The 23949-nt window shown below is 63.3% G+C and carries 24 protein-coding genes; 15 read left to right on the forward strand and 9 right to left on the reverse strand.

Annotation, left to right across the window (positions count from 1 at the left end):
• The first annotated feature begins 8 nt into the window (after nt 1-8).
• The 3 genes from N8A98_RS05020 to N8A98_RS05030 all read left to right on the forward strand — a co-directional run bounded on the left by N8A98_RS05020 (nt 9) and on the right by N8A98_RS05030 (nt 1897).
• Nucleotides 9-1064 carry an AbrB family protein gene (locus N8A98_RS05020; RefSeq protein ID WP_262169654.1) on the forward strand — a complete coding sequence of 352 codons (1056 nt, stop codon included), beginning with the start codon at nt 9-11 and terminating at the stop codon, nt 1062-1064.
• Nucleotides 1065-1111: 47 nt separating this feature from the next.
• Nucleotides 1112-1417 carry a hypothetical protein gene (locus N8A98_RS05025; RefSeq protein ID WP_113121127.1) on the forward strand — a complete coding sequence of 102 codons (306 nt, stop codon included), beginning with the start codon at nt 1112-1114 and terminating at the stop codon, nt 1415-1417.
• Nucleotides 1418-1588: 171 nt separating this feature from the next.
• The gene (locus N8A98_RS05030; protein WP_262169657.1) at nt 1589-1897 is read left to right on the forward strand and encodes a PepSY domain-containing protein; all 309 of its coding nucleotides are present in this window, start codon (nt 1589-1591) and stop codon (nt 1895-1897) included.
• A gap of 72 nt (nt 1898-1969) precedes the next feature.
• Here the strand turns inward: N8A98_RS05030 and N8A98_RS05035 are convergent, their stop codons facing one another.
• Nucleotides 1970-3595, reverse strand: a complete 1626-nt coding sequence (locus N8A98_RS05035) for an alpha-glucosidase family protein (RefSeq protein WP_262169659.1) — start codon at nt 3593-3595, stop codon at nt 1970-1972.
• A gap of 138 nt (nt 3596-3733) precedes the next feature.
• On the opposite strand from N8A98_RS05035, the gene N8A98_RS05040 reads away from it, so the two are divergent.
• The gene (locus tag N8A98_RS05040; RefSeq protein WP_262169661.1) at nt 3734-4072 is read left to right on the forward strand and encodes a cupin domain-containing protein; all 339 of its coding nucleotides are present in this window, start codon (nt 3734-3736) and stop codon (nt 4070-4072) included.
• Between the two features lie 59 nt (nt 4073-4131).
• Here N8A98_RS05040 and N8A98_RS05045 read toward each other — a convergent pair whose 3' ends face one another.
• Complete coding sequence (locus N8A98_RS05045) at nt 4132-5064, reverse strand: 2-hydroxyacid dehydrogenase (RefSeq protein ID WP_262169663.1); 933 nt, start codon at nt 5062-5064, stop codon at nt 4132-4134.
• 199 nt (nt 5065-5263) lie between these two features.
• Here N8A98_RS05045 and N8A98_RS05050 point away from each other — a divergent pair, with 199 nt between their 5' ends.
• The 3 genes from N8A98_RS05050 to N8A98_RS05060 all read left to right on the forward strand — a co-directional run bounded on the left by N8A98_RS05050 (nt 5264) and on the right by N8A98_RS05060 (nt 8630).
• Nucleotides 5264-6685, forward strand: a complete 1422-nt coding sequence (locus N8A98_RS05050) for a circularly permuted type 2 ATP-grasp protein (protein WP_262169665.1) — start codon at nt 5264-5266, stop codon at nt 6683-6685.
• 175 nt (nt 6686-6860) lie between these two features.
• Nucleotides 6861-7808, forward strand: a complete 948-nt coding sequence (locus tag N8A98_RS05055) for an alpha-E domain-containing protein (protein ID WP_262169667.1) — start codon at nt 6861-6863, stop codon at nt 7806-7808.
• A 15-nt stretch (nt 7809-7823) separates the two neighbouring features.
• On the forward strand, nt 7824-8630 hold the full coding sequence (locus N8A98_RS05060; protein WP_262169669.1) for a transglutaminase family protein: 807 nt from the start codon (nt 7824-7826) through the stop codon (nt 8628-8630).
• On the opposite strand, the gene N8A98_RS05065 is transcribed toward N8A98_RS05060, so the two are convergent.
• Nucleotides 8627-9562 (reverse strand): AEC family transporter, encoded by a 936-nt coding sequence (locus N8A98_RS05065; RefSeq protein WP_262169671.1) that lies wholly within the window; start codon nt 9560-9562, stop codon nt 8627-8629. The two genes, N8A98_RS05060 and N8A98_RS05065, sit on opposite strands and share 4 nt — an antisense overlap.
• A gap of 144 nt (nt 9563-9706) precedes the next feature.
• Here N8A98_RS05065 and glpD point away from each other — a divergent pair, with 144 nt between their 5' ends.
• The 3 genes from glpD (at nt 9707) to N8A98_RS05080 (ending at nt 13165) form a co-directional block, all read left to right on the forward strand.
• Nucleotides 9707-11191, forward strand: coding sequence for a glycerol-3-phosphate dehydrogenase (glpD, locus tag N8A98_RS05070; RefSeq protein WP_262169673.1), 1485 nt, complete (start codon nt 9707-9709; stop codon nt 11189-11191).
• 64 nt (nt 11192-11255) lie between these two features.
• A complete protein-coding gene (gene glpK, locus N8A98_RS05075; protein ID WP_262169675.1) occupies nt 11256-12743 on the forward strand; it encodes a glycerol kinase GlpK in 1488 nt (495 codons plus the stop codon).
• A 29-nt stretch (nt 12744-12772) separates the two neighbouring features.
• The gene (locus N8A98_RS05080; RefSeq protein ID WP_262169677.1) at nt 12773-13165 is read left to right on the forward strand and encodes a GFA family protein; all 393 of its coding nucleotides are present in this window, start codon (nt 12773-12775) and stop codon (nt 13163-13165) included.
• Between the two features lie 188 nt (nt 13166-13353).
• On the opposite strand, the gene N8A98_RS05085 is transcribed toward N8A98_RS05080, so the two are convergent.
• Nucleotides 13354-13872, reverse strand: a complete 519-nt coding sequence (locus N8A98_RS05085) for a CAP domain-containing protein (RefSeq protein WP_262169679.1) — start codon at nt 13870-13872, stop codon at nt 13354-13356.
• Nucleotides 13873-13887: 15 nt separating this feature from the next.
• Nucleotides 13888-14739, reverse strand: a complete 852-nt coding sequence (locus tag N8A98_RS05090; RefSeq protein ID WP_262169681.1) for an aminoglycoside phosphotransferase family protein — start codon at nt 14737-14739, stop codon at nt 13888-13890.
• A gap of 223 nt (nt 14740-14962) precedes the next feature.
• On the opposite strand from N8A98_RS05090, the gene N8A98_RS05095 reads away from it, so the two are divergent.
• Nucleotides 14963-15136 carry a hypothetical protein gene (locus N8A98_RS05095; protein WP_262169683.1) on the forward strand — a complete coding sequence of 58 codons (174 nt, stop codon included), beginning with the start codon at nt 14963-14965 and terminating at the stop codon, nt 15134-15136.
• Between the two features lie 214 nt (nt 15137-15350).
• Here the strand turns inward: N8A98_RS05095 and uxaC are convergent, their stop codons facing one another.
• On the reverse strand, nt 15351-16766 hold the full coding sequence (gene uxaC / locus N8A98_RS05100) for a glucuronate isomerase (RefSeq protein ID WP_262169685.1): 1416 nt from the start codon (nt 16764-16766) through the stop codon (nt 15351-15353).
• Nucleotides 16767-16980: 214 nt separating this feature from the next.
• Here uxaC and N8A98_RS05105 point away from each other — a divergent pair, with 214 nt between their 5' ends.
• From N8A98_RS05105 to N8A98_RS05120, 4 genes are all read left to right on the forward strand, one after another.
• Nucleotides 16981-17133 (forward strand): hypothetical protein, encoded by a 153-nt coding sequence (locus tag N8A98_RS05105; RefSeq protein WP_262169687.1) that lies wholly within the window; start codon nt 16981-16983, stop codon nt 17131-17133.
• A gap of 115 nt (nt 17134-17248) precedes the next feature.
• Nucleotides 17249-17920 carry a response regulator transcription factor gene (locus N8A98_RS05110; RefSeq protein WP_113123899.1) on the forward strand — a complete coding sequence of 224 codons (672 nt, stop codon included), beginning with the start codon at nt 17249-17251 and terminating at the stop codon, nt 17918-17920.
• Between the two features lie 7 nt (nt 17921-17927).
• Nucleotides 17928-20393 (forward strand): sensor histidine kinase, encoded by a 2466-nt coding sequence (locus tag N8A98_RS05115; RefSeq protein ID WP_262169689.1) that lies wholly within the window; start codon nt 17928-17930, stop codon nt 20391-20393.
• A gap of 197 nt (nt 20394-20590) precedes the next feature.
• On the forward strand, nt 20591-20761 hold the full coding sequence (locus N8A98_RS05120; protein WP_262169691.1) for a hypothetical protein: 171 nt from the start codon (nt 20591-20593) through the stop codon (nt 20759-20761).
• Nucleotides 20762-20874: 113 nt separating this feature from the next.
• On the opposite strand, the gene N8A98_RS05125 is transcribed toward N8A98_RS05120, so the two are convergent.
• From N8A98_RS05125 to N8A98_RS05135, 3 genes are read right to left on the reverse strand one after another with little or no spacing between them, the layout of a single operon-like run.
• Nucleotides 20875-22422, reverse strand: coding sequence for a tripartite tricarboxylate transporter permease (locus N8A98_RS05125; protein WP_113124031.1), 1548 nt, complete (start codon nt 22420-22422; stop codon nt 20875-20877).
• Nucleotides 22423-22437: 15 nt separating this feature from the next.
• On the reverse strand, nt 22438-22923 hold the full coding sequence (locus N8A98_RS05130) for a tripartite tricarboxylate transporter TctB family protein (RefSeq protein ID WP_262169694.1): 486 nt from the start codon (nt 22921-22923) through the stop codon (nt 22438-22440).
• Complete coding sequence (locus N8A98_RS05135) at nt 22920-23864, reverse strand: Bug family tripartite tricarboxylate transporter substrate binding protein (protein ID WP_262169696.1); 945 nt, start codon at nt 23862-23864, stop codon at nt 22920-22922. The genes N8A98_RS05130 and N8A98_RS05135 overlap by 4 nt, the downstream gene beginning before the upstream one ends.
• Nucleotides 23865-23949 lie beyond the last annotated feature (85 nt).

Here is a 23949-nt window from a genome sequence, read left to right on the forward strand (position 1 = left end):
TACCTACAATGTCTATTGGTTCTCCTCTCGTCAAAAATCTCTACCCTACCCTGCTGACCCTGGCCATTTCGGCGGGTGGGGGTGCCGTCGCAACGGCACTCGGCATGCCGGCGGGGTGGCTGATGGGGGGTGCGCTGGCGGTGACGGCGGCGGCGATGGCTGGACTGCCGATGCGCATTCCCAATCGGCTGCGGGATGTGGTGTTCGTGCTGGTGGGCATGATGATGGGAGCGAGCGTTGCGCCCGATAGTTTGAGCCTGATTGCCAGTTGGCCGGTGAGTCTCGCAGCGCTGGCACTGGAACTGGTGCTGATCATTTCGCTGACCGGCTGGATGCTGTCGTCGGTGTTCAAGCTCGATACCGGCACGGCCTATATGAGCTCGTTTCCGGGGCATCTGTCATTTGTGATGGGCATTGCCTCGGCGGGGGTGGGCGAGCCGCGCCAGATCGCCATTATCCAGGTGATCCGCATTTTGATGCTGACCATTGTGGTGCCAATCGGCGCGATGTTTTTGCCGATCGATCATTTTGTGCCGCCGGTGGCGAGTGAGTTCCTCGATGTCTGGCAATTGCTAGCGCTGGCGGCGGGATGCATTGCGGTGGGGCTGGTGTTTATCCGGCTCAAAGTGCCGGCAGGGCTGGTGCTGGGCGCCATGGCGGCGGCGACGGCGGCCAAGCTGGGCGGGCTTTATACCGAGGCCATGCCGGGGCCACTGGTGGTGCTGACCTTTATTCTGGTGGGGGCGCAGATCGGCTCGCGCTTTGCCGGGATTACCGCCAGGGAATTCATTGCGGCGGCCAAGGGCGGGATCGTGGCGACGGCGATGACGGTGGGCATTGTGACCATCATGGCGTGGATCGTCAGCCTGCTGGTGGACATGCCCTATGGGCAGATCTGGCTGGGGCTATCGCCCGGCGCGCTGGAGGGCATGGGCGCGCTGGGGATTGCGCTGGGCTATGACACGGCGTTTATTGCGGCACACCATGTGATCCGGCTGCTGATGCTGAGCTTTGCCATTCCGGCGGTGGTGGTGTTGATCCGGCGGCGGGAAAAGCCGGCGTGAGACTGCCACAATCGCTGGGCACATGAAGGCGGAATGAGGAGATTTCCATGTCCAAGAAATTGATGAGCGTTTTCGCGCTGGCCTTGCTGGCGGCCACGCCCGCCACGGCGGCGCCGTTTTGCACCGGGGGCGATTGGGGCTCGGGCGGGATCCGGATCAGCGGGGGCATCCGCATCGGCACGATAGATTCGGACGACCGCCACGAGATCAACCTGATGCGGCTGCGCCGGATCGGGGTGGATGCGACGCGCGCCGAGGAATGGAATGGCTGTATCCGCGCCTTTGTGCGCCAGCCGGGCGGCGGAGAAATCATGCAATTCTTCGATCCGAACACGCTTGAGCAGGTCTACTAAGGCCATTGTTTCGTCGCGCTTCCGAACCGAAAAACCGGTAGCCACTTTTTCTGGAAGCGCTCCTTACGAGCCTGTCCGAAGCGTAATGCAGGTGAAGGGGCTTTAACTGGCGGCGGAGCAAAAGCGGGATCACAGTCATCACATCCACAACACACGAAAGGATGTGGAAAAATGATCAAGCTTTTCATGACAATAGCCGCCGCCGGCCTGGCTCTGGGTGCCGCTGCCCTGCCCGCGCAGGCCAATACGCTCTCGGCCAATACGGTATCGCCAGTGAGTTGCGACACCAGCTATTCGGTGCGGCACCACGAATTTGGCATCGAACAGGGGCTCAAGCGCGAGGGCTATAATGTGTCCAGCGTGAATGACTGGAATGGCTGCGTGCAGGCCTTCATCACCAAGACGGATGGCAGCCAGACCATGGCGTTTTTCGATCCGCTGACGCTCAAGCCGGTGGGGCCGAATGCGGCGAAGGGATAGCCGGCGCATAGACGGTGTGAAAGAGACCCTCGGGGAAGCCCGGGGGCCTTTTTGTTTTGGGGGTACCCCCTCCTAGCCTAGTTTCACCTTGCCGTCGGATACGGCGATGAAGGCGTAGCCGTTGGGGCCGAGGGTGAGTGCGCCATTGTCGAGGCCGGCGTGTTGGGAGATCGCCTCGGGCGCTGCGTTTGCGCCGGTTAGCGTGAGCTGTTGCGGTTCGGCGGAGAGGTTAAAGACGCAGAGCATGGTCGCGTCGGGGCCGGTGCGGCGGAAGGCTAGGATCGGTTCGGGGGTTTTGAGGAAATCGATATCGCCGTCGCTGAGGACGGGGTGGCTGCGGCGCCAGGCGAGGATGGCGCGGTAGAAGGCCAGGGTGGAGTTGGCGTCGGCATTTTGCAGGGCGGCGTTGAGGGCGGATTGGGGTGGCTTGACCGGCAGCCATGGCGTTCCGGTGGTGAAGCCGTTGGGGGCCTCGCCATCGTCCCAGGGCATGGGGGTGCGGCAGCCGTCGCGGCCCTTGTCTTCGGGCCAGAAGCGGATGCCGCGCGGATCGGTCAGTTCCTCGAAGATGAGGTCAGTTTCGGGCAGGCCCAGTTCCTCGCCCTGATAGAGGCAGACCGAGCCCTTGAGACTGAGGAGGAGCGCGGCGGCCTGGCGGCCCAGGGCGGCGGGATCGACGCTGTGGGGCGCCCAGCGGGTGATGTGGCGGGGCACGTCGTGGTTGGAAAAGCTCCAGCAGGGCCAGCCATCTTTGCTGTGCTTGAAGAATTGCTCGATGCGGGTGCGGAAGTGCTTGGCGGTGAATTGGGGGCCCAGGAACTCGAAGGAATAGCACATGTGCAGCTTGTCGCCGCCCGAGGTGTATTCGGCCATCAGTTCCACGGCCTTGTGGCTGTCGCCGACCTCGCCCACCGAGGTGGCGCCGGGGAATTGGTCGAGCAGGGCGCGGACGCGCTGCAGGAAGGCGACGTTTTCCGGCTGGCTCTTGGAATATTTGTGCTCCTGCATGTCATAGGGATTGACCGCATAGGGCAGATGCTCGTCGCGCTTGTTGGGCGGGTTGGAGCGCAGTTTCTTGTCGTGGAAATAGTAATTGACGGTGTCCAGCCGGAAGCCGTCGATGCCGCGCTCGAGCCAGAAGCGCATGATATCGAGGACGGCGTCCTGCACCTCGGCGTTATGGAAGTTGAGGTCGGGCTGGCTGGCGAGGAAATTGTGCAGGTAATATTGGCCGCGGGTGGGGTTCCATTCCCAGGCGCGGCCGCCGAACACGGCGGGCCAATTATTGGGTGGGGAGCCATCGGGGAGCGGATCGGCCCAGACATACCAATCGGCACGGGCATTATCGCGCGACAGGCGGGACTCGCGGAACCAGGGATGCTGGTCGGAGGTGTGGCTGACCACCTGGTCCATGATGACCTTGAGGCCCAGGGCGTGGGCGCGCTCGATCAGGCTATCGAAATCCTCCATGGTGCCGAAGAGCGGATCGACATCGATATAGTTGGAGACGTCGTAACCCATATCCTCTTGCGGGGATTGGGTGATGGGGGAGAGCCAGATGCAATCGACGCCCAGGCCCGCAATATGATCGAGCCGGCGCAGAATGCCGGGCAGATCGCCGACCCCGTCGCCGTTGCTGTCCTGGAAGGAGCGCGGATACACCTGGTAGATCACACCACCGCGCCACCAATCAGCCATGTCGTCGTCTCCTGTTTGTTGGCAGTGAAGCTAGCCAATTGCGGCGGATATGGGAATCGCCGCGTTGCGCAGGGAAGACGTGTCGAAACTGGCGGGGGTCACCCGTCGTGTGGTCAGAGAACCAGAGGAGACAGGCAAATGGTGCATGTATTGCGCGCGGCGGACAGACCACCGAGCAAGAGCCGGACGATCCGGTTCGAGGGGGATGGCTATGGCACCGGCATTTCGTTTTTCTCGGTGGACAATGATCCGGGGCAAGGGCCGGGACTGCATGTGCATCCCTATGCCGAAACCTGGATCGTCAAATCGGGGCGGGCGCGCGTGGTGGCGGGGGATGAGGTGATCGAGGTGGGGCCGAACGATATTGCGGTGGTGCCGGGCGGGGTGCCGCACAAATTCACCAATATCGGGCCGGGGCGGCTGGAGATCGTGTGCATCCATGCCGCCGGGACGATGGTGCAGGAGAATTTGGAGTAGCGAAAGGCCCCCTCACCCGGCGCTGCGCGCCGACCTCTCCCCCAGAGGGAGAGGTGAGCCTAAACCACCTGGCTGAGTAGGGGTTCGCCGGCGAAGTGGGCGTCGAGATTGGCGACGAGCATGGCGCCCATGGCGTCGCGGGTTTGTACCGTGGCGCTGCCCTGGTGGGGGGAGAGGACGACATTGTCGAGGGCGAAGAAGGCTTGGGGGACGCTGGGCTCGTTTTCGAAGACGTCGAGCGCGGCGCCGCCCAGGCCGCCATTCTGCAGCAGCTCGAGCATGGCCGGCTCGTCCACCAGCGTGCCGCGAGCGACATTGACCAGCATGCCCTTGGGACCCAGGGCGGTGAGAACCTCGCGCGACACGATGCGTTCGGTGCCCTTGCCGCCGGGGGCGATGATGACCAGCCAATCGCTGTCGCGGGCCATATCCACCAGGTTATCGTAATAGATATGCGGCTCGGAAAGCTGGCGGTGGCGGCCGTGATAGACCACGCGCATCTTCATTGCCTGGGCGCGGGAGGCAATTTCCTTGCCGATACGGCCCAGGCCCAGAATGCCCAGGGTCTTGCCGGTCAGTTCGGAAAACAGCGGCATGCTGGCGCCGGGCTGCCACTTGCCCTGGCGGACATATTGATCGGCCTGGGGAATGCGGCGGGCCAAGGCGATCATCAGGCCGATGGTGAGCTCGGCCACCGCGTCGTTGAGCACGTCGGGTGTGTTGGTGACGCGGATATTGCGGGCCTTGGCGGCCTTGGTGTCGATATTGTCGTAGCCGACGCCGAAGCTGGCGATGATTTCAAGATTGGGCAGCGCATCCATCAGATCGGCCTGCACGCCCGAGCCGGCATGGGCACGGATGCGGGCGCCGTTTTCGGCTAGCCAGGCCTTTGGGTCGGCCTGTTCGTGCAGTTTATGGACAGTGTAGCGCTGGGCGAGGGCGGCTTCGCAGCTGGCGAGGAGCTTGCCGGTTTGCAGGATTTCGATGGTCATGAATGGGGCTCCTCCCGGTGGTGTTTGGCGGCAGCATAATGGGCATGATGGGTATCGCAAGCCCTGTAGAAGGCGATCCGTCAGGTGGGGCTCACGCGGTGGCGTCTTGCGATTGTCGCGCTGAGCGGCTGGACGGCTGCGTACAAATGTGTAGCAATGTGAAGGCGATGGGCTAAGCCGTAACACCACGCGGAGCATAATGGCCGAAACTGCGCCGTTCGATGAAATGTACAATGCGGATGGTTCTGTCCGCGAACCTTATCGGGCCCTGAACGCCTGGCTGGAGGAACAGCCCGACAAAGCCCTGACCTTGATGCAATCGGATGCGGAAGCGATTTTCCGCAAGCTGGGCATCACCTTTGCGGTTTACGGCTCGGAAGAAGGCACCGAAAAGGTCATCCCGTTCGATGTGATTCCGCGCATCATCGCGGCACAGGAATGGCGCAAGCTCTCCAAGGGGATCGAGCAGCGCGTCAAGGCACTCAACGCGTTTTTGTATGACATCTATCACCGCCAGGAAATTCTGAAGGCGGGGCGCATTCCCGAAAAGCTGATCCTGCAGAATGCCGCCTTTGCCCCCGAAATGATGGGGCTGGAGCCGGCCAAGGGCGTTTATGCCCATATTATCGGGGTCGATATCGTGCGGGTGGGACCGGACGAATATTACGTGCTGGAAGACAATCTGCGCACGCCGTCGGGGGTCAGCTATATGCTGGAAGACCGTGAGGCGATGATGCAACTGGCGCCCGACCTGTTCCACCGCTGCAAGGTAGCACCGGTGGAAACTTACCCGGAAAACCTGCGGCGGACGCTAGAAAGCGTGGCGCCCGCCAGCGCGGGGCAGTCGCCCAATATCGCGGTACTGACGCCGGGCATTTATAACTCGGCCTATTTCGAGCATTCGTTCCTGGCCGACCAGATGGGCGCCCAGCTCTGCGAGGGGCCGGACCTGTTTGTCGATGGCGGCAAGGTTTACATGCGGACGACGACCGGACCGGAGCGGGTAGATGTGATCTATCGCCGGATCGACGACGATTATCTCGACCCCCTTACCTTCCGGCCTGATTCCATGCTGGGCGTGCCGGGCCTGTTCAACGCCTATCGGGCGGGCAATGTGACGCTGGTCAATGCGCCGGGAACCGGGATTGCCGATGACAAGGCGGTCTATACCTATGTGCCCGAAATCATCGAATTCTATCTCGGGGAAAAGGCGCTGCTGAACAATGTGCCGACCTATAATTGCACCGACGAGGAGCAGCGCAATTGGGTGCTGGCCAATATTGCTGATCTCGTGGTCAAGGAAGTGCATGGCTCGGGCGGCTATGGGATGATGGTGGGGCCGACCTCGACCAAGGCCATGCATGCCGAGTTCAAAAAGAAGATCGAAGCGCGGCCGGACAATTACATCGTGCAGCCGACCTTGGCGCTCTCGACCTGCCCCACTTACGTCAATGCCGGGGTGGCGCCGCGCCATGTGGATTTGCGGCCCTATGTGCTGGTGGGCGACAAGGTGCGGATCACGCCGGGCGGGTTGACGCGGGTGGCGCTGAAAAAGGGCTCGCTGGTGGTCAATTCGAGCCAGGGCGGCGGGACCAAGGATACGTGGGTGCTGGAAGATTGATGATGAGCCCCATGTTTGGCGTGTTTGACGAGACTACCCCCACCCCCGCTTTTTCGCTGCAAGCGAAAAAAAGCTGACCTCCCCACAGGGGGAGGGAACCGCACTGTGCCCGCCTGAGCCGCAATGCCCTCTTCTCCCTCCCCCTTGTGGGGAGGGCCGGGGTGGGGGTGCGGCCATGATGCTGGGACGGACGGCACAAAATCTGTTCTGGCTATCGCGCTATGTGGAGCGGGCGGAGAATATGGCGCGGTTGCTGGAGGTCGGCTATCGCATGAGCCTGACCAGCCGGCGCGAGGGCGGGTCGAGCGAGCATTTGATGTCGATGATGCAGGCGGCGGAGGTCGATGAGGCGTTTGCCGCCAAGCACAAGACGGCCGATGTGGATACGGTCGCGCATTTCATGATGTTCGACCCGGATAATTCGAGCTCGGTCTATTCGTGCCTGCAGGCGGCGCGGACCAATGCGCGCTCGGTGCGCACCGCCATCACCACCGATATGTGGGAGAGCATGAACGGGGCGTGGCTGGAATATTCCCAGATCAAGCCGCGCGATGTGCGGGGGGCCAAGCTCTTGGGCCTGTTGCAATGGGTGAAGCAGCGCAGCCATGAATTCCGCGGGGCGCTGCTGGGTACGATTTTGCGCGACGATGGCTTCGCATTTCTGCAGGCGGGCAATTTCGTGGAGCGGGCGGATAATACGGCGCGCATCCTGGACATGAAATATTATGTGCTGCTGCCGCGCGCCACGCTGGTGGGGGGCGATCTCGATATTCAGCAATGGACGCTGATCTTGCGGGCGGCCTCGGCGCATCGCAGCTATCGGCATGTCTATCACGACCGCTACAAGGCGCAGAATATCGCCGATTTCCTGATCCTGCGGCCGGAAATGCCGCGCTCGCTGAATTTTTGTGCGCAATTCGTGCAGCAGAATCTCAATCTGCTGGCCGATTTTTATGGGCGCCAGCAGGCCTGCCAGGAGGCGGCGAGCCAATTGCTGGCCATGGTGGAGGACACCAGCATGGAAAAGATCTTCACCCATGGGCTGCATGAATTCCTCACCGAATTCATTGCTCGCAACAACCGGGTGACCGATGCGCTGTCCGAAAGCTACAATTTCTATTAACCGGGTCCGGTCTTGATGCGCATTGCCATACGCCACCAGCTCAGCGTGACACCGCCGGCGGGCACGGCCAACGCCGTGCTGCAATTGCTGCTGACGCCGCAAAGCGGACCGACGCAAACCGTAGAAAGCTGGAGCGTCGAAATGGCGGGGATCGGCAATGCCGGCCGCTTTAGCGACGCCTATGGCAATATCGCGCATCTGGTGAACCAGAGCCGGCCCGAAGGGGACCTAGTGGTGACAGTCAAGGGCGTGATCGAGACGACCGACCGGCATGGCGTGCTCGGAAGGGTCGGGGGTGAACCGGTGCCGGCGCTCTATCGCCGGGTGACGCCGCTGACCAAGGCCCCGGTTACGCTCTATGGCAAATATCGCAATGCGCGGGAAAGCCGGCTCGATGTGCTGCATGGGCTGATGGCGCGGGTGGGCGAAATGCTGGGCACCGATGAAGCGCCGGCGCAGAGCCAGATGCAGGCCGATGGCGGGCAGAGCCAGAGCCAGGGCGGGGTGGACAAGCCCCTGCCCCCGGCCAGCGATTATGCGCATAGCTTTGTCGGCGGCGCGCGGGCGCTCGATATTCCGGCGCGCTATGTAACGGGCTATCTGGTGGACGCCGAGGATGGCGTGGCCGCGTTCCATGCCTGGGCGGAAGCCTTTGACGACGGGTTGGGCTGGATCGGGTTCGATCCGCGGCTGCAGATGTGCCCCACCGACCGGCATGTGCGGCTGGCAGCGGGGCTGGACGGGCTCTCGACGCAACCCCTGCGGCTGGTGCCGGCGGGGGATGGGGTCAAAGAGATCGAGATCAGCGTCGCGGCGGCTTAAAGGCTCAGAATATAGAGCCAGCCCGAAATTGTGACTGCCGAGGCCAGGGTGGTGATCAGCACCGTATTGGTGGCGACGCTGACGCTGCGATTGTAATAGGTGGCAAAGATATAGGCGTTGACCCCGACCGGCATGGCGGAGAGCAGGATGCCGTAGCGGGCGATGGCCATGTCGACATGGAACACCCAGATCATCAAGCCATAGGCGATGGCGGGGTGGAGGATCAGCTTGATGGAGGAAGCGACCAGTGCGTGCTTCCAGCTGTCGCTGAGCTTATATTCATTAAGCGCGCCGCCGACGCCGAACAGGGCGGCGGGGACCACGGCCTGGCTCATCATGACGAAGAAGGCTTCGGCCGGCTCGATCAGGGTGACGCCGGCGAAGGAGGCAATCATGCCCGCCGCAATGCCCCAGATCAGCGGATTGGAGCCGACGCGCTTGCCGGCGACGATGAGGGTTTTGCCCAGGGATTGGCCATCGCGGCGGACCAATTCCATGGTGACCATGCCGATGGTGAGCAGGATCGCGCCATGGAGGCCAATGATAGAGAGCGTGACCGGGAGCGCTTCAGGGCCATAGGCGCGCTGGATGATGGGCAGGCCGACCAGCACCGTATTGGTGAAGGTGCCTGAAAAGGCGGCGGAGACGCCCTCGCCCGGGCGGGTGCGGAAGAATTTGATGGCGATGAAGATGCCGAGGGCAAAGCAGACCAGCGCGCCGGCATAGAAGGGCACGATGATGGCGAGGTTGAACGCCGAGCGGAAATCGCTGGTGAGCAGGGAATGAAACAGCAGGCAGGGCGTCGCGAAATTGTTCACGAAGGCGATTAGGCTCTTGATGCCATCGGCGGGGAACAGGCGGAAGCGCACGGCGCCATAGCCAAGCGCCATCAGGGCAAAAACCGGGGCAATAACGGTGATGATGGCGAGCATGGCCGGGACCCGGGGCCGAAGGACACAACTGCCCTAGCCTGTCGCGTCGCATGGGTCAACTTGATCTTGTATGGAAGATTAGCAGCCTTTCAAAACGAAATCACTTCGCGTAGAAACGAAAGCATAACGAAAGAGGCTGCAGCGATGACCGAGCAAGTCGATGTGTTTGTGATTGGCGGGGGCATTAATGGCGCCAGCGTTGCCCGCGATGCGGTGGGACGCGGCTATTCGGTGATGCTGGCCGAGATGCATGACCTGGCCTCGGGCACCTCATCGGCGGCGACCAAGCTGGTGCATGGTGGGCTGCGCTATCTCGAGCATTATGAATTCCGGCTGGTGCATGAAGCCCTGGCCGAGCGCGAAGTGCTGTGGGCCAATGCGCCGCACATCATCAAGCCGCTGCGGTTCGTGCTGCCGCATCACAAGGGGCTGCGGCCGGCGATGGTGCTGCGGGCGGGCCTCGCCATGTATGATTATATGGGCGGGCGACGCCTGTTGCCACCGACCAAGACGCTGGACCTGACGCGAAACGAAGTGGGCAAGCCGCTGAAGCCCGGCTATCGGCTGGGGTTTGAATATTCCGATTGCTGGGTGGACGATGCGCGGTTTGTGGTGCTCAACGCGCGCGACGCGGCGGATCGGGGCGCTATTGTGCAGGTGCGGACCAAGGTGACGAGCGCAAGGCGGGATGCCGGTGGCTGGACCGTGGAACTGGATGGCGAAGGTGGGCGCCAGAGCGTGCGGGCCAAGCTGGTGGTCAATGCGGCGGGGCCGTGGGTGGATAGCGTCATCAATGGCACGATGGGCAAGAATGGCGCGCATAATGTGCGGCTGGTCAAAGGCAGCCATATCGTGGTGAACAAGCTATATGACCATGACCGCTGCTATATTTTCCAGAATGCGGATGGGCGGATCATTTTCGCCATTCCCTATGAGGGCGATTTCACGCTGATCGGCACGACCGACGAGGATTATGCCGGCGACCCCAAGGATGTGGCCATTTCGGATCGGGAGACGGATTATCTCTGCGCGGCGGCGAGCGAATATTTCGCCAAGCCGGTGAGCCGGGGCGACATTGTCTGGACCTATTCGGGGGTGCGGCCGCTGTTCGACGATGGGGCGAGCGCGGCGCAGGAAGCCACGCGCGATTATGTGCTCAAGGTGGATGGCGACGCCCAGAGTGGCGCGGCAATCAATGTGTTTGGCGGCAAGCTGACCACATCGCGGCGGCTGGCCGAGTCGGTGCTGGAGAAGATCGAGGGCGTGCTGGGCAAGAGGGGTCCGGCCTGGACCAAGGTGAGCAAGCTGCCGGGCGGGGAATTCGAGCCGCTGTCGTTCGAGGCCGAAGTGCGGCGGCTGCACAAGGATTATGCCGGGATGCCCGATGGGCTGGTGCGGCGGCTGATGCGGCTTTATGGCACAAAGGCGCGGGTGATATTGGGCGCGGCCGCCGATGTCGGCGGGCTGGGGCGGCATTTCGGGGCGGATTTGTATCAGGCCGAGGTGGATTACCTGATGGCCCACGAATGGGCGCGGGTGGGCCAGGATGTGCTGTGGCGGAGGACCAAGCTGGGGCTGCGGATGAGTGCGGATGAGGCGGTGGAATTGGATGGGTATATGGCGGGCTAGCTAGCCTTCCGTCTCCCCTTGTGGGAGAGGGGAAGAAAGAAAGACAAGCTCGGTTGGAGGAATAATGAGCGGATATATTCTGGCGATCGATCAGGGGACGACGTCGAGCCGGGCGATTGTGTTTGGCGCGGATCGCAAGATTGCCGGGTCGGGGCAGAAGGAATTTACCCAGATTTTTCCGCGCGACGGCTGGGTGGAGCATGACCCCGAAGAAATCTGGGAGAGTGTGGTCTGGGCGGTCAAAGAGGCGCTGAAGGCGGCCAAGATTGAGGCGGCGGATGTGTCGGCGATTGGCATTACCAATCAGCGCGAGACGACGCTGATCTGGGACCGGCAGACGGGCAAGCCCATTTACAATGCCATTGTGTGGCAGGACCGGCGGACGGCGGCGTTTTGCGCCAAGCTCAAGGCGGCGGGCCATGAAAAGGCGATTACCAAAAAGACCGGGTTGCTGCTCGACCCCTATTTTTCCGGCACGAAAGTGCGCTGGCTGCTGGACAATGTGAAAGGCGCCCGCAAGCGCGCCGAAAAGGGCGAGCTGGCCTTCGGCACGGTGGATTCTTTCCTGATCTGGCGGCTGACCGGCGGCAAACGGCATGTGACTGACGCGACCAATGCGGGGCGTACGCTGCTGTTCGATATCGGCAAAAACCGTTGGGACAAGGGCCTGCTGGAGCTGTTCGAAGTGCCGGCGGCTTTGTTGCCGGAAGTGGAGGATTGCGCGGCCGATTTCGGGGTGACCGAGGCTGAATTGTTCGGCGCGGCAATCCCGATTCTGGGGGTGGCGGGCGACCAGCATGCGGCGACGATCGGGCAGGCCTGTTTTGAGCCGGGCATGCTCAAATCGACCTATGGCACGGGGTGTTTTGCGCTGCTTAATACCGGCAAGGACATGGTGGCGAGCAAGAACCGGCTGCTGACCACCATCGCCTATCGGCTGGATGGGCAGACCACTTATGCGCTGGAAGGCTCGATCTTTATCGCCGGGGCGGCGGTGCAGTGGATCCGCGATGGGCTGAAGCTGGTCAAGCATGCCAGCGAGACCGGGCCGCTGGCGCAGAGCGCCGATCCGAGCCAGCATGTCTATATGGTGCCCGCCTTTGTGGGGCTGGGGGCGCCCTGGTGGGATGCCGAGGCGCGCGGGGCGATTTATGGGCTGACGCGCAATTCGGGGCCGGCGGAAATCGCCCGGGCGGCGCTGGAGGCGGTTTGCTACCAGACGCTGGACCTGCTGGCGGCGATGCGCAAGGACTGGAAGGGCGGGCAGGACACGGTGCTGCGCGTGGATGGCGGCATGGTGGCGTCGGACTGGACCATGCAGTTTCTCGCCGATGTGCTGGACGCGCCGGTGGACCGGCCGACTATTCTGGAGACCACGGCGCTGGGCGCGGCGTGGCTGGCCGGATCACGGGCGGGGGTGTGGCCGGGGATGGCTGAATTTGCCGAGAGCTGGGCGCGAGACCGCCGGTTTGAGCCGAAAATGGCGGCGGCGGAACGCAAGGGCAAGATTAGGGGTTGGGATGCGGCGGTGCGGCGGACGCTGAGTTCGTAAGGTCCCCTGCCCACTTAGGGAGACGCGGCATGGATCGGGTCAGCGGCGGGTGCCTGTGCGGCAGAGTGCGGTTTGTGGCGTCGGGGCCGCCCTATCGGGTGGGGCTTTGCCACTGCCTTGAGTGCCGCAAGCATCATGGGGCGCTGTTTCATGCCTCGGCGATCTTTCCGCAGGATGCGGTGGCGATCGAGGGCGAGGTTCGCGATTATGCGGGGCGGTTTTTCTGTCCCAATTGCGGCTCGTCGGTATTTTCGCGCAGTGGGGATGAGGTTGAGGTGAACCTGGGGGCGCTGGATGAGATTGATCAGTTCAGGCCGAGTTATGAATTGTGGACTGTTCGGCGGGAGGGATGGCTGCCGAGGTTTGCGGGGTTGAGGGGGTATGAGCGGGATCGGGAGGGTACGGGGCGGACAGAGGATTAGGCACACAGCCTTCCTTCTCCCCCCTGTGGGAGAAGGTGCCCGCAGGGCGGATGAGGGGTCGCTTTCTAGGTTTCTGGCATGGGCGGGCGCAGAACCCCTCACCCTGTCATTTCTTCTGGACGAAGAAATGCCGTCCCTCTCCCACAAGGGGCGAGGGTGGGCCCGGTGGGGGGACGAGGTCGTGCCCGCTATTGATAAACCCGCCACGCATCGAAGCTGCCGCCGGCGATCAGGGCCCAGTAGAGGCGGCCGGCTGGGGTGCGGGTGACGGCGAGGCCGAATTCGGTGAATTTGGGGCTGAGCAGGGTGCCGCGATGGCCGGCGGAGTTCATCCAGCCTTGCAGGGCGGCTTCGAGCGAGGTGTGGCCGCGGGCCAGGTTCTCCCCGACGGCGCCGATATAGCCGGCGGCGGTGACGCGTTCGCGCAGGGTGACGCCCAGATCGTGGCTGAGCGTATCGCGCTGGGCCATGAGCCGGGCCTGGGAGCGGGCGGCGTCTTCGAGGCGCTGGCTATAGCTCCAGGGGGCGGCGCCATTGGCTTTGCGCACGGCATTGACCGCCGCCATGATCTGATCGTCGGTGAGGGTTTCGGGCGTGGGGGTCGCCACTGCGGGCGCCAGAGCCGGCATGGTGGAGGCGCAGGCCGAGAGCGTCAGGGCTGCACCCAGCATGAGCACGCCGCGGCGCGAGGTCGTGAGCAACGTCATCGGTACATCCATGGGCTAGACGGCCTGGTCGTAGGCGCTGAGCAGATTGGGCAGGCAAGCGAGCTGGCCGGTTATGGCATTGCCGTCGGCCAGGTCCCAGCAGGCGGAGAGCGCGGCGTGGGCGGCGGCCCAGCCCAGGATGCGCTTGCGCGGATAGGCGAGGCGCTGGGCCAGGATATCGGCGCGGGCGGCGATGCGGCGCGGATCGGCAGCCACGGCATCGGCGCGCTCGGGATTGATGAAGACATTGGCGACTTCATAGACCGGATCGCCCAATAGGCCCTTTGGGTCGATGGCGAGCCAGCCGCGATCGGAGGAGATGATATTGTCGTGGTGCAGATCGCCATGCAGCGGAATCTGCGCCGTGGGCCGGTCGAACAGGCGAAGGGCTATGCCGGTGGCACGGGCATAGAGATCGCGCGAGGTGTGGGGCCAGAGACGCACGTCGGTATCGAACAGGGTCTGGAAGCGCTCGCGCAGGACCTGCAGGCTTTCGGGCGCGCCGTCGCGGGGGCGGTGCAGATTGGCGACGACAGTGGCAATGGCGATGGTGCCCTCATCATCATGGCCGGCGCGGACGGCATCGCCCAGCGTGCTGCCATCGAGCCATTCCATGAAAATGGTATTGCCGTGAATGTCGAAGACGGTGGCGGCACCCTCCCCGCCATACCAGTTCAGCAATTGGGCGCCGCGGCTCTCTTCCTCGAGGGCCAGGGGCTTGAGGATTTTGAGGGCGGCGAAGTTGCGGCCATTTTGCTCGACGCGGAAAATCCAACTGGTGGCGGTTTCCGCCACGGGCGTCGACTTGGTCAGGGACCAGCGGATCATGGCGCGGCTGAGCGCGGTTTCGGCGGGAGACTGATTCATGTCAGCCATTAGATCAGAAGGCGTGCTTGCTTTCGACATTAACTGCGCTTGGCAAAAGAACTTGATCGAAATGCGGCGCGGTAGGCATTTGCTAAGCAAGATATTTGGCACAATGGCAACCCTAACGCCAGCAAACCGGCCTGCTGCAAGTTTTGATAAAGTTGGCCGGAGTTAGACTGATCGCGACGCAGAGACAGCGCCCAAAGCACAAGGGAACTGGACCATGACGTATTCGAGCGCAAAGGGGCATGACCCCAAAGGACTTTCCGACATCCTGGCGGCCGACGAGGCTGCGCCGAGCCTGGGGCGGCAGGTATTCAACGGGCTGACCGGGACACTGGTGTTGCTGGTGACCGGGATTTTGGTGCTGCTGGTGGTGCTGTGGAAGTCGCCGTGAGGGACGACGGGCTTCTGGCATGGGATGGCGCAGTACCCCTCACCCTGTAATTTCTTCTGAACGAAGAAATTACTGTCCCTCTCCCACAAGGGGCGAGGGTTGGCCTCAGCGCTTAGCCTAACCACAGAGCTACCCTTCTCCCCTTGTGGGAGAAGGTGCCCGAAGGGACACCGAGTTCGCGAAGGCGAATTTCGGTTGGGATCAGGGGTTTCTTTTAGCTGATCTTGTAGGCGTCTTTCGCAGCTTGATAGCTCAGATGCTTGGCTAGCTCTTCGGCCGTGCTCTTGCTGAGGCGGTTTTCGGCGACCCAGGTGGCGAGGAAACCGCAGACTTCGCGGCGCCAGACGTCGTGGCGGGCGGGGATGGAGAGCAAAGCGCGGGTGTCGTCGTTGAAGCCGGCGAGGTTGTAGAAGCCGGCGGTCTCGACCACTTGATCGAGATAACGGCGGATGCCCTGCGGGCTATCGTGGAACCACCAGGGCGGGCCGATCATCAGCGAAGGCCAATAGCCGGCCATGGGGGCCAGTTCGCGGGCATAGGTGGTTTCGTCGAGCACGAACATGATCAGGCGCAGGTTTGGCTCATTGCCGCAGCAGGCGAGCAGGGCGCGCATGCCGTTGACATAGTCGGTGGTGCCCGGGATGTCGGCGCCCAGATCGGCGCCGCGGGTGGCGAACAGCAGCGGATCGGTATTGCGGCGCGAGCCGGCATGGAGCTGCATGACCATGCCGTCTTCGACCGAAAGCAAGGCCATTTCGGTCATCATCTGGGCGCGGAACAGTTCGGCATCGGCGGCGTCATGCTTGCCGGAGAGAATCTTGTCGAGCAAAGCCTGCTTTTCGATCAGCGGCAGGTCAGCCGTGTTGGCGGAGGGCACGCCATGGTCGGTAGCGAGCGCGCCGTAGCGGCGGAAATATTCGCGGCGGGCGCGGTGGGCATTGATCAGCCCGGCCCAGTTGGTGACGTCCTCGCCGGTCAGTTCGGCAAATTTCTTGAGATTGTCGACGATGGCGGGGCGGCTCGGGTCGGTCACGTCATCGGGGCGATAGGTGGTGCGGACGCGGCCCAGAATGCCGGTCTCGGCCATCTTCTGGTGATGGACCAGGGGATCGAGGGCGAATTCGGTGGTGGTGATGACTTCCACCTTGGCGCGGTCGAGCAAAGCCAGCGGCAGCAGGTCGGGCGTGGCGAGGGCGGCGTCGATTTTGTCATAGATGGCGTCGGCCGTGGCGGATGACAGCTCATCGGTGATGCCGAAGGCCCAGTGCAGGGAATGGTCGGTCCAGGTCTTGGACGGGGTGCCGGCAAAGAGGTGATAATTGGCGGCAAAGAGGCGCCAGGCGGTGCGGCCATCGGCGACGGGCTTGCCATCCTTACGGGGCACGCCCAGCGCATCGTAATCCAGCCCCCGGCTGCGCAGCATGCGCAATACGTAATGGTCGGGCGTGAGGAAGAGCGCGGCCGGATCGGAGAAGCGCCCGTTATTGGCGAACCAGGACGGATCGGTGTGGCCATGCGGGCAAATCAGCGGCAGGTCGGCCACGGCGGGGTAAAGCTCGCGCGCAATCGACTGGGCCGGTTGGGAGGCAGGGAACAAGCGATCGGGATGGAGATGGGCTGAATGGGTCATGGCACATGTTCTGCCACGGCGCGCGGGCGGGATCAAGCATCTACCATACAAGATCGGGATTGATCGGATTTTATGTAAATTAACCGCTTTGACAGGGAGGCTTTCGCGCAGCAGCGATGTCCGGGTTAGCTTTTTCTCGCGGGTGAGAAGAGCTTAATGGCGGCGACCCTTGGCAATGACTGGCGCAGTGGCCGGCGACAATTAGGGGCGGCAAATGACACATCTGGGTACATCCGACATCAAGGCAACGCGGCTGGCGGCGCATCGCTCGGCGCAGATGCAGCGCACGCAGACCATGCTGATGGCAGCAGGGCTAGCGGCGCTGGGCATTGTGGCGGTGGCGGCTTCGATGATGGCGGTGTTTTAGCGGATTGGTGCCACGACCTCGTGGTTCGACAGGCTCACCATGAGGTCTACTGAGGCGAGGGTTGAGCCCTGTGGCTCGCGAGCATAGTGTGCCGGCGGGGGGACCATCGGCGCCGATGCGAATATTGCTTGTCGAAGATAATGAAGACCTGGGCGAGGCCATCGAGAAGCGGCTGCGTACCGCTGGGCACTCGGTGGAATGGGTGCGGGACGGCAATGATGTGGTGTCGGCGGCCGAGGGCGATGCGTTCGATGCGGTGGCGCTCGATCTGATGCTGCCCAATCGGGACGGGATCGGGCTGATCGCCGAATTGCGCAAGCGCAAGTTCAATGCACCGATCCTGGTGATTACGGCGCGCTCGGAAATCGATGACAAGGTGAGCCTGCTCGATCTGGGGGCGGATGATTATCTGGTCAAGCCGTTCGACCTGCGGGAGCTGGAAGCGCGGCTGCGGGCGTTGATGCGCCGGACCGGCGGGCAGACCACGAGCACGCTGGGCGTGGGCAATCTGGCGCTGGATATGGCCGGGCTCAATGCCTCGATCGGCGGCAAATCGCTGGAATTGGGGCGGCGCGAGTTCCGGCTGCTGGAAATCCTGGTGACCAATGCGGGCAAGGTGGTGCCCAAGGAGCGGCTGATGAACCAGCTGTTCAATTTCGATGAAGCCGTGTCGGTCAATGCGCTGGAGCTGCATATTTCGCGGCTGCGCAAAAAGCTGGAAGCGGCTGATATCGAGATCGGCACGGTGCGCGGCGTGGGCTATGTGCTGCGGGCGCCCAATGGGTAGCGGGCCAATGCCGGCTCATTCGTTTTCCATCCGGCGGCGGATTCTGGCGCTGGCAGTGGCGCTGCTGCTGGGGGCGGCGGTTATCCTGGTGGTGTTTATCCGCGATTATGCGGAGCGGGCGGCGGATCGGGCGTTTGATCGCTTGCTGGCGGCGTCGGCGCTGACCATTGCCGGGGCGGTGCAGGTGGAAAACGATGCGGTGATCGTGGAATTGCCGTTTGCCTCGTTTGGCATGTTTTCGGGGCGGGACCGGGTGTTCTATGCGGTGGAAGACCCGCGTGGGCGGGCGGTCACCGGGTATGATGACCTGTCGGCCAACCTCACGGAGATGCAGTCGGCAGGGCCGGTGTTTCAGGACGCGATGTATCGCGGCGAGCTGGTGCGGGTGGCCAGCGTCGGGCGGCTGACCTCGTCGGCCAGCGAAACCGATTGGGTGACCATCCATGTCGCCGAAACGCAGAATGAGCGGGAGGCGCTGGCCAATGAGATTTTGGGCAATGCCATTGTGCCGGTGGTGGCGCTGACGCTGCTGGCGGTGGCGCTGGTGTGGTTTGGCATTGGGCGCATGTTTGCCCCACTCTATCAACTGGAACAGGCTTTGCGCGGGCGCACGCCCGATGATCTGTCGCCTCTCGATGTGCCGGTACCGGTGGAGGTGAGCCAGTTGGTGGGGGCACTCAATGCCTTCATGGCGCGGCTAGGCAGCAGTATGGAGCGGCTGAGCGGGCTGGTGGCAGAGGCGGCCCATGAAGTGCGCACGCCGCTGGCTTCGTTGCGGGCGCAGGCGGAAGTGGCGATGGACGAGCAGGACCCCGACGCGCTGCGCCGGCGGGTGGGGCGCATCCACCAGGGGGCGATCCATGCCAGCCAATTGGTGTCGCAATTGCTGATGGATGCAACGATTTCCCACCGGCTGGAAAACCAGGAGAGCGACACGACACCGTTTGGGGCGGTGATCGAGGATGTGCGGCAGCGGCTGGATGGCGATCAATCGGCGCGGCTGAACCTCGACATTCCTGAGGCGGTGGCAGCGGCGCAAATTCGTGGCGATCGGGTGGCGTTGCGCGAGATGGTCCGCAATGTGGTGGATAATGCCATGGTCTATTCGGAGGGCTCGGTTTCCATTGCCGGAGCGATGCAGGACGGGTTGCTGACCATGGTGGTGACCGATAGCGGGCCGGGCATTCCCGATGGGGAAAAGGGCGTGGTGCTGGCGCGGTTCAAGCGAGGCAGCAGCGCCAGCGCCAAGGTAGGGTCGGGGCTGGGGCTGTCGATCGTCAAGCGGGTGGTGGAGGCGCATCGTGGGGCACTGCGATTGAAGGACCGGGAGGGCGGCGGGCTGGCGGTGGAGATTGAATTGCCGCTGGTCGGGCGCAATGCCAGACTTGAGCAATTGCGCAAGGCGCTCGGCAGCGTCGCCATGCTGGCGCTGTGTCTAGTGCTGGTGCAGCCGCAGGAGGCGCGGGCGGTGGAGTCGCGCTATCCGGCACCGGACGGCAGCAGCGAGCAGGTGCTGACCATTCTGGGGGTGACCGATACGCCGCTATTCGCCCAGTTCGTGGCGGGGTTTCAGCTGCGCTGGCCGGGGGTGACGGTCATTTACGAAGAGACGGATTCGGTGCCGCTTTATGAGCGGTTCCTGGCGGGAGATACCAATCCCAAGCCGGACCTGGTGATCAGTTCGGCGTCGGACCTGCAGGTCAAGCTCGCCAATGACGGCTATGCGCTGGCCTATGACAGCCCCTATCTGGCGCAATTGCCGGAATGGGCGTATTGGCGCAATGAGCTGTTTGGGTTCACCTTTGAGCCGGCGGTGATCATCTATAACCCCGACCTGATCGGGGCCGATGAAGTGCCGCGCACGCATTTGACGCTGGCCGAATTGCTGGAAAACCAGACGGCGCGGTTCCGCGGCAAGATCGCGACCTATGATATCGGGGTCTCGGGCGTGGGCTATCTGCTGGCGGCGCAGGACCAGACGATTTCGTCGAACTTCTGGCGGCTGGCCGCGGCGTTTGGCCGGGTGAATGCGCAATTCAGCGGATCGAGCCCGGCCATTTTGAATGGCGTGGCCGATGGCTCGCTTGCGCTGGGCTATAATGTGCTGGGCTCCTATGCCTTTGCGCGCAAGGCGGCGGGGGCCAATATCGAAATCGTGGTGCCGGACGATTATGTGCTGGTGCTGACGCGCTCGATGATGATCCCGCGCGATGCGCCCTACCCCGAGCTGGGCAAGGCGTTTGTCGATTTTGCGCTGTCGCCGGAGGGGCAGGCCATTGCGGCGGGGCAGACGGCACTGGGCTCGGTGGTGGCGGGCGGGGTGGGCGAATGGAGCAGCGAGGCCATTGCGGGCCGGGGGCGCGGGGTGATCCAGCCGATACCGCTGGGGCCGGCGCTGCTGGTGTCGCTCGACCAGCAGCGCAAGCGGCGATTTCTGGACACGTGGCAGGAGATTGTTTCGCCCAAGCCGTAAAAATCCCATGCGTCCAGCGCATATCAGTGGGTGGGTGTTTGGAATATCGGCTGAAAATTGGCGTTTCTAGCCAGGCATTCGCGCTAGACGCATAGCTGGAATGATGGAATGGCCCTACCGGTCGGACGGGGATGAGCCCATTTACACACTCATGAAAGCGAACGGCGATCTGGCCGGGCTTTGAGAGGAAAATGGCAATGAGCACTCATCGGAACAATCGTTTCTTTGCAGCCCTTGGCACCTTCGTGGAAGTGTTCGGCAGCGCTGCTGCTGTGTCCAACGCGGTGGAAGCCGGGCGGATGCCCAAAACCAAGCACCTCAAGTCCCTCGGCATCGACGCTGACGCTTTCCGTTCGATCGGCAGGTAAGTCTCCTGCTCGAAGCGGGGCGCTGGCCCCTCCCTGTGCGACCCGTATCGAGTTGCCGATCAACGTGAAAAAGCCCGGATGCGCTGTGATGGCGCGTCCGGGCTTTTTGCTTTTTAGTCCTCGTTAGCGGCGAGGGAGCTGAGGACTGCCCCCCTGCCCCGCAGGCGCATGATCAGCGGTAGGACGATGGCGACCAGCGCAACGGCATACATCACCACCGCAATCGGGGAATGCACCAGGATGATTGGGTCGCCCTGGCTGATGGCCAGTGCGCGGCGCAATTGTTGTTCGGCCATGGGGCCAAGGATGAGGCCGACGACGACCGGCGCGATGGGATAATCGAAGCGACGCAGGATATAGCCCAGGAGCCCAAAGACCAGCAGCATGCCCAGCTCGAACGAGAACGGGATGGGCCCCAGCCGCCCGGACATGGCGCCATTGGCGCCGATCGTGCCCAGGGTAGCAAACACCAGAATGCCGCCATAGAGCCAGGGCTTGGGAATGGTCAGCAGGCGGACCCAGAGGCCAATCAGCGGCAGATTGAGGACCAGCAGCATGAAATTGGCGACGAGGAGGCTCGCGATCAGCGACCAGACCAGAGGGGCATTGTTGGCGAACAGCAAGGGGCCGGGCTGCAGCCCGAATTGCTGGAAGCCGGCCAGCATGATGGCGGCGGTGGCCGAGGTGGGCAGGCCCAGGGTCAAGAGCGGCACGAGCGTGCCGGCGGCGGAGGCATTGTTGGCCGCCTCGGGTCCGGCGACACCTTCGATGGCGCCGTGGCCGAATTCCTCGGGATATTTGGTGAGGCGCTGCTCGGTGGCATAGGAGAAGAAGGTGCCGATTTCGGCGCCACCGGCCGGCATGGCGCCGATGGGGAAGCCGATCAACGTGCCGCGCAGCCAGGCGCCCCAGGAGCGTTTCCAATCCTGCGCGGTCATCCAGACCGAGCCTTTGACGGCCAGCACTTCTTCCTTGATCTGGTTGGGAGTGGCGGCAATGGCCAGGGTTTCGCCAATGGCAAACAGCGCCACGGCCAGCGTGGTGACTTCGATGCCGTCGAGCAGATCGGGAATGCCGAAGGCGAGACGCGACTGACCGGTTTGCAGATCAATGCCGATGACGCCCAGGCCCAGGCCAATGAACAGCGCGGTGATGCCGCGCAGGGCGCTGTTGCCAAAGGCAGCCGAGACGGTGATGAAGGCCAAAACCATCAGCGCGAAATAATCGGCGGGGCCGAAGGACAGGGCCACCTTGACGACCCAAGGGGCGAGGAAGGCGAGCGCCAAAGTGGCGATGAGACCGGCAACGAACGAGCCGATGGCGGCGGTGGCCAGAGCAGGTCCGCCCCGGCCCTTGCGGGCCATTTTATTGCCCTCCAGCGCAGTGACGATGGAGGCGCTTTCGCCGGGTGTGTTGAGCAGGATGGAGGTGGTCGAGCCGCCATACATGCCGCCGTAATAAATGCCGGCAAACATGATCAGCGAGCCGGTGGGATCGAGCCGATAGGTGACGGGCAGCAGCAAAGCCACGGTCAGCGCCGGGCCAATGCCGGGCAGCACGCCGACGGCGGTGCCCAGGGTCACCCCGATCAGGCCATAGATGAGATTTTGCCACTGGAGGGCGGCGACGAGCCCCTGGGCGAGCAGACCGAAGGTATCCATATCAGCGCCTTCCGATCAGGGAACGAGACGTTCGAGCGGGCCCGTGGGCAGGGAAAGCTGCAGGCCGCGCGAGAAAATGAACCAGACGACGAAGGCGAAAACGACGCCGATGGGAATGGTCTGCCACAATGGACCGCGGCCGAAGCCCTTGGCGGTGAAGGCGAAGAGCAGGCCGGTGGCGATCGAGAAACCCGCCCAGCCCAGCAGCAGCAATTGGGCGACGAGGCCGCCGATAATCCAGGCCATGGGGCCGTAATTATCGCGTTCGCGCGCGGGGAACTTGCCACGGAAGGCGGCTAAAACCGTGCCGATGGAGAGCAACAATAGCCCGCCGGCGATGACATAGGGAAAGACCGTGGGGCCGACGCGCGCCTGAATGGGGGGCACGCGCATCAGCGAGGTCTGCCAGATGATGACAGCACCAATGATGGCCAGGACGGCCGCTATGACAAGCGCCGCCCCATCGGGGCGGCGCGAGAGATTGGGTTGCCCAGTCGTCATTGCACCAGGCCAATGTCTTTCAGGATGGCGGTGGTGGCTTCGGTATCAGCGGCGAGCTGAGTGTCGAAGTCGGCGCCAGCCAGGTACATGTCGGCCCAGCCCTTGGTGGCGAGTGCAGCCTTCCAGGCTTCCGAATGCACCATCTTGTCGATATCGGCTGAGATGGCGGCCTTCTGCTCATCGGTGATGCCGGGGGCAGCGGCGACCATGCGCCAGTTTTCGACCACGAGGTCGACGCCCGATTCGCTCAGGGTCGGGATATCAGAGCCTTCGAGGCGGGTTGCGCCGGTCGAGGCCAGAGCGCGCAGGTCGCCGGACTGGATCTGGGCGTCGAATTCGCCGAGGCCCGAAATGCCGACCGTGACCTGGCCGCCGAGCACGGCTGCCAGGGCTTCGCCACCACCCGAATAGGCGATGTAGTTGACGGTGGTGGGATCAACGCCAACGGTCTTGGCGAAGAGGCCGGCCGCGATGTGATCGACGCCGCCGGCCGAACCGCCAGCCCAGGACACCGAGCCCGGATCAGCCTTGAGCTTGGCGACGAGGTCATCGACAGTCTTGAGTTCGGAAGCGGCGGGCACCACGATGACGTCGGATTCGCCGGTGAGGCGGGCGATCGGGGTGACATCGGCCAGCGAAACAGGCGAGGCATTGGTGAGGATGGCGCCCACCATCACATAGCCGCCGACGATCAGCGCATTGGGATTGGCATTGTACTGGTTGACGAACTGGGCGAGGCCAATGGTGCCGCCGGCGCCGGGAACGTTGGTGACCTGCACATTGCCCGAAATGCCTTCGGCCTGGAGAGCCTCCTGCATGGTGCGGGCCGTCTGGTCCCAGCCGCCGCCGGGGGCAGCAGGCGCCATAATGGTATAGTCCGCCGCATAAGCGGGGAGCGCGAGTGCGCCGGAAACCAGCGCAGCGAGAAGCAGCTTGTTCATAGATCCTCCCATGTAAAAATCCGGACGTCGTTCCGTCCGGCAGGGCTGCCATACTAGGGCCGCTCCCTGTCACCGTCCTGTCGTC

Origin of the sequence: Devosia neptuniae (assembly GCF_025452235.1) — a bacterium.
Lineage (GTDB): Bacteria > Pseudomonadota > Alphaproteobacteria > Rhizobiales > Devosiaceae > Devosia.